Source organism: Kitasatospora sp. NPDC001159 (assembly GCF_053598235.1).
In genome coordinates, this window is the sequence record NZ_JBSFJV010000218.1 from 1 (window position 1) to 4,319 (window position 4,319).

The window sequence follows — 4,319 nt, forward strand, 5'->3', positions numbered from 1 at the left end:
AGTCCTCGAACAGGTCCGGGAACGAGGGCCACCAGTGCGCACGCCTGCGCAGCAGTTCACCGGCCATCGTCGTCCTCCTCACTCGAACGGACACTGCCTCCATCCTGCGGTGCCGAAGCAGCCTCCGCGATCGCAGCGGCGGCCTGAGGGCGTCCGCAGCCTGAGCCGAGCCGGCACGACCCCAGGCTGTGAGCCGGCTGCTCCCGGCGCGCCGTTCTTCCCGGTCCCAGGTAGAACGGTCCCATCGGGTGCCGTCGACACCACAGCCCGTTTCGGTGGCGCGCCGGTCCTGCGCTCTCCCGGAGGAGGTTCCCGTGGCAACCGACTACGACGCCCCGCGCCGCGGCGACACGGACGAGGAAGCGGACAGCCTCGAAGAACTCCAGGACCGTCGCGAGCAGCGGCTCCCCGGAGCAACCGGCGAGGAGGCCGAGGAACCCGAATCGGTTGAGCTGCCCGGCGCGGACCTCTCCAACGAGGAACTCACCATCCCGGTCGTACCTCCGAAGCCGGACGAGTTCATCTGCGCTCTCTGCTTCATGGTCCACCACCGCAGCCAGCTCGCCGCCCTGACCGCGGACGGCCAGCCCGTCTGCCGCGACTGCCAGGCATGATCTCGCGACAGGTGCGCGCAATCGCCGCGAGATGACGAGCAGCCGTCACTGCGACGACCTGTCACCACACCGAGGATGAGTGTCGTGCTCAGTCACATCGCAAACATCGTGGTGCCCGGGCCGTGAGCGCCGACCGGGCCTGGAAGGGTCACGGCGTACCGCTGGTTCAGGGCCATGGATCCCGGCCTCCTCGCGATGCCGCACTGCGGCTTCCGCCCCCTGACACACTTCGCCTACGCCCGATACCGTGCCGCCATCCTTCCAGGTCACAGTAGGCCGGCGGGTGGTCATCGTGCATCAGACCGAGGACGTCGGCGGGCGGCGGTCAGTCCGGTGACGCTCAGGACACCCGGGCCGTCGGGGAGCACCGAGGCCCCCTCCTGCCGTAGCACCCTGGTCAATGCGGTCGGGTCCGGAGTGCGCACGGTGACGCTGGCGGTGGTGGCGCGGGCGGCGAAGTCCGCGGCGGGCTCGTCGGCGATCAGCCGGCCACCGCCGATCACGATGAGGTGGTCGGCGGTGTTCGCCATCTCGCTCATCATGTGGCTGGAGACGAAGACGGTGCGCCCCTCGGCGGCCAGGCTCCGGAACAACTCACGCGCCCACCTGATGCCCTCCGGGTCGAGGCCGTTGACCGGCTCGTCGAAGATCAGGACGGGCGGGTCGCCGGCGTCCAGCAGCGCGCCCACGTGGCGCAGGCCGGTGCCGAACTCGCGGTAGCGGCGGCCGTCGAAGGTTGCGGTGCCGCTGGTGGGAGTGTTCAGCCCCAGGAGCATGCGCAGCGTCGTGCTCTTGCCGGAGCCGTTGGGGCCGAGGAACCCGGTGACCCGGCCGGGCCGCACGGTGAACGTCAGTCCGTCCACCGCCAGGATGTCGCCGTACCGCTTGGTCAGTTCGTTGATTTCGATCACGCATCGGATGCTGTCGCGGTTCGGGCCCCGCGACATCGGTCGCCAGAGCGGACGGCGACCCCGGCGCGTCGGTCGGAAGGATGATGCCCGGGGAGCGATTTCACCGGCTCATCGCGCGGCTAGCATCGCGGCGTGACCCGAGCTCCGAAGTTTTCCGCACTGTCGCGGCGGTTGCCCGACGCCCTGACGGCCTTGAGCTGGTGCGCGGTCCCCGCGTTCGCGATCGTGCTGGTGGGCGCCCTTGCGCCGGGGCCCCGACACCAGCTCTACCTGGAGTGGAAGGACTTCGCCCACACCCTGCTCGTGCTGGGGGCGGCCGTGGTCCTGGCGCTGCCGATCGGCTGGGCCAGCCGGCGGCCGGTGCCGGTGCTGGGAGTTCTGCTGGCGGAGATTCTCGGGCTGCGGATGTACGAGGGGTGGGCGGGGCCGCTCTTCCTGGCGGCGGGCATGTGGCCGCTCTTCCTGGCGGCGGACATTCTGGTCTTCTACATCACGGTCACCCAGTCGCAGCGCATCGCCGCCGGAGCCATCGGCGGTGTGCTGGTCACCTGGGGCATCGTCGCTCTGGCCCGCACACCCGCTTCGGAGCCGCTACACGGCTTCAAGTCCCCGGACGGCCAGTTCATCATGAGCACCGTCGTCGCATGGATCCTCGGCAGCTGGCTCCGGCAGCGGCAGAACCATGCCGAGGTCCTGCGCACCCAGGCCGCCGCCCAGGCGGTCCAGGCCGAACGGCTGCGGATCGCCCGGGAGTTGCACGACATGGTCGCGCACAGCGTGGGCATCGTCGCGATCCACGCCGGCGCGGCGGCCCGAACCATCGAGATCGAACCGGCCGGTGCCCGCGAGTCCCTGACCGTCATCGAGAACACCAGCCGAGAGACCCTGGCGGGCCTGCGCCGCATGCTGGTCGCACTGCGGGAAGCCGACGCGGAGGAACCGGAGACGACCCCCGCACCGGGCCTCGCGGACATCGAGAAGCTAGCCGCGACGGCCGCGGACGCCGGCGTGGGAGTCACCGTCCGGTGGCGCGGTGAGCAGCGCCGGCTTCCCACCGAGATCGACCTGTCCGCCTACCGCATCATCCAGGAGTCCCTGACCAACGTGCTGCGGCACGCGGGCGCCGCCACCTGCCGCATCCACGTCGACTACACGGTGGACGGGCTTGACATCGAGGTCGTCGACGACGGACGCGGCGGTGCGAGCGGCGGCAGCGCCAGGCCCGGCTTCGGCATCGCCGGGATGCGCGAGCGCGTCAGCCTGCTGCACGGCCAGTTCAGCGCCGGACCGAGGCCCGAGGGCGGGTTCCGGATAGCGGCTAGGCTGCCGGTATGACGATCAGTGTCGTACTCGCCGACGACCAGCCACTGGTGCGCGCCGGACTGCGGCTGCTCATCGCCAGTGCCCCGGACATCGAGATCGTAGGGGAGGCCGGCACCGGAACCGAGGCGGTCCAACTGGCCAAGGAACTGCGCCCCGACGTCGTGGTGATGGACATCCGCATGCCCGTCATGGACGGCATCGAGGCCACCCGGCGGATCAAGGCCCACGCCGCGGGGGCAGGGTCCGGGACGGTGGGCGTGGTGATGCTCACCACATACGACGACAACGAGAACGTCTACGCCGCGCTGTACGCCGGAGCCAGCGGATTCCTGGTCAAGGACACGGTGCTGGACGAGATCCTCGCAGCGATCCGCGTGGTGGCCGGCGGTGAGGCCCTGCTCGCCCCGGGCGTCACGCGCCGCCTCATCGAGCGGTTCACCGACCAAGCGCAGGCCGCCGAACCACGGCGGAGGATCAAGGGCATCACCGAGCGCGAACGCGACGTCCTGACCCTGATCGGGCGGGGCATGTCCAACAGCGAGATCTCCGCCGAGCCGCACATCAGCCTGGCCACCACCAAGACCCATGTGGCACGGCTGCTCGCCAAACTCGACGCGCGCGACCGGGTGCAGCTCGCCATCGCCGCCCATGAGGCGAAGATCGTCCCGCCGCCCGAGTGACACCCTGCTCGGCCACCGACTCAACCGGGAGCCCTGGTCCCCGGCGGTGGACCAGGGCTCCCGCGTTCTGCCCGGTGCTCTCAGTGCGACATGGCGACCAGGACCCGGCAGCTTCCGGTGAACGCCCTGCGCCCGTGCGCGGCGGCGACGTTGTCGATGACCAGGACGCCGCCCTGCCGCCAGTCGACGTCAACGGCCAGCGCCAGTCACTTCTCGCGGATCTCGAGCATGTACTCGTCTGGGATCGGGGAGCCGTCGGCGAAGGTCACCGACTGCGGCAGCTCGTCCGCGGGGACGATGGCCGCGAGCTCGCGGATGGTCTCCTCGCCCAGCGTCGCGGGGTGCCACTGGTCCACCTGGTTGAACCAGACGTCCTCACCGGTGACCGGGCGCCGGAGCGTCGAGGGCCGGACCTGACGCGCTCGTCGCCGCCCCGCCGGAAGCAACGCAAGGCGTGGCTGTCCACGGGGCTGAAGCCGGAGGGAACGCGTCGATCCACCCGGCGATCGTTGGCAGCACCAGCAGTCCGTGCACCTGCCATTGTGTTAGCAGTACGCACCTCTGACAACGCCTGCTGGCCCCTGAAGCCGCGTACGTCCGGCTCAGGGGAATGCTCAGGGTGTCGAGGGTTCAGGGCGCTGCCACCAGTGGCGCTTGGGATCGGACAGTGCTCCCCGGCCCGTACCCTGCGGCATCGCGGGCAGCGGTCCTCCGCCTCAGGCCTCGGACCGGATAATGGGTGGAGGTCCGATGCTGGTGATGACAAGGTGAGGCGCATGCCGCCCGCCGTC

6 protein-coding genes are annotated in these 4,319 nt (G+C 70.5%); 3 read left to right on the forward strand and 3 right to left on the reverse strand.

The window, feature by feature from the left end; translation table 11 throughout:
- The first annotated feature begins 314 nt into the window (after nucleotides 1-314).
- A complete protein-coding gene (locus ACWC9T_RS41015; protein WP_449826112.1) occupies nucleotides 315-614 on the forward strand; it encodes a DUF4193 domain-containing protein in 300 nt (99 codons plus the stop codon).
- 287 nt (nucleotides 615-901) lie between these two features.
- Here ACWC9T_RS41015 and ACWC9T_RS41020 read toward each other — a convergent pair whose 3' ends face one another.
- Complete coding sequence (locus tag ACWC9T_RS41020; RefSeq protein WP_449826113.1) at nucleotides 902-1,525, reverse strand: ATP-binding cassette domain-containing protein; 624 nt, start codon at nucleotides 1,523-1,525, stop codon at nucleotides 902-904.
- A 132-nt stretch (nucleotides 1,526-1,657) separates the two neighbouring features.
- On the opposite strand from ACWC9T_RS41020, the gene ACWC9T_RS41025 reads away from it, so the two are divergent.
- Both ACWC9T_RS41025 and ACWC9T_RS41030 read left to right on the forward strand, forming a co-directional pair.
- On the forward strand, nucleotides 1,658-2,860 hold the full coding sequence (locus tag ACWC9T_RS41025) for a sensor histidine kinase (protein WP_449826114.1): 1,203 nt from the start codon (nucleotides 1,658-1,660) through the stop codon (nucleotides 2,858-2,860).
- Entirely contained in the window at nucleotides 2,857-3,528 is a 672-nt protein-coding gene (locus ACWC9T_RS41030; RefSeq protein ID WP_449826115.1) for a response regulator, read from the forward strand. Before ACWC9T_RS41025 ends, ACWC9T_RS41030 begins: the two co-directional genes overlap by 4 nt.
- 80 nt (nucleotides 3,529-3,608) lie before the next feature.
- Here the strand turns inward: ACWC9T_RS41030 and ACWC9T_RS41035 are convergent, their stop codons facing one another.
- Nucleotides 3,609-3,734 carry a TauD/TfdA family dioxygenase gene (locus ACWC9T_RS41035; RefSeq protein WP_449826117.1) on the reverse strand — a complete coding sequence of 42 codons (126 nt, stop codon included), beginning with the start codon at nucleotides 3,732-3,734 and terminating at the stop codon, nucleotides 3,609-3,611.
- Nucleotides 3,735-3,884 carry a hypothetical protein gene (locus ACWC9T_RS41040; RefSeq protein WP_449826116.1) on the reverse strand — a complete coding sequence of 50 codons (150 nt, stop codon included), beginning with the start codon at nucleotides 3,882-3,884 and terminating at the stop codon, nucleotides 3,735-3,737.
- Nucleotides 3,885-4,319 lie beyond the last annotated feature (435 nt).

Coding starts and splice junctions, on each gene's coding strand:
- ACWC9T_RS41030 (WP_449826115.1), top strand. CDS start 2,857: ATGACGATCAGTGTCGTACTCGCCGACGACCAGCCACTGGTGCGCGCC.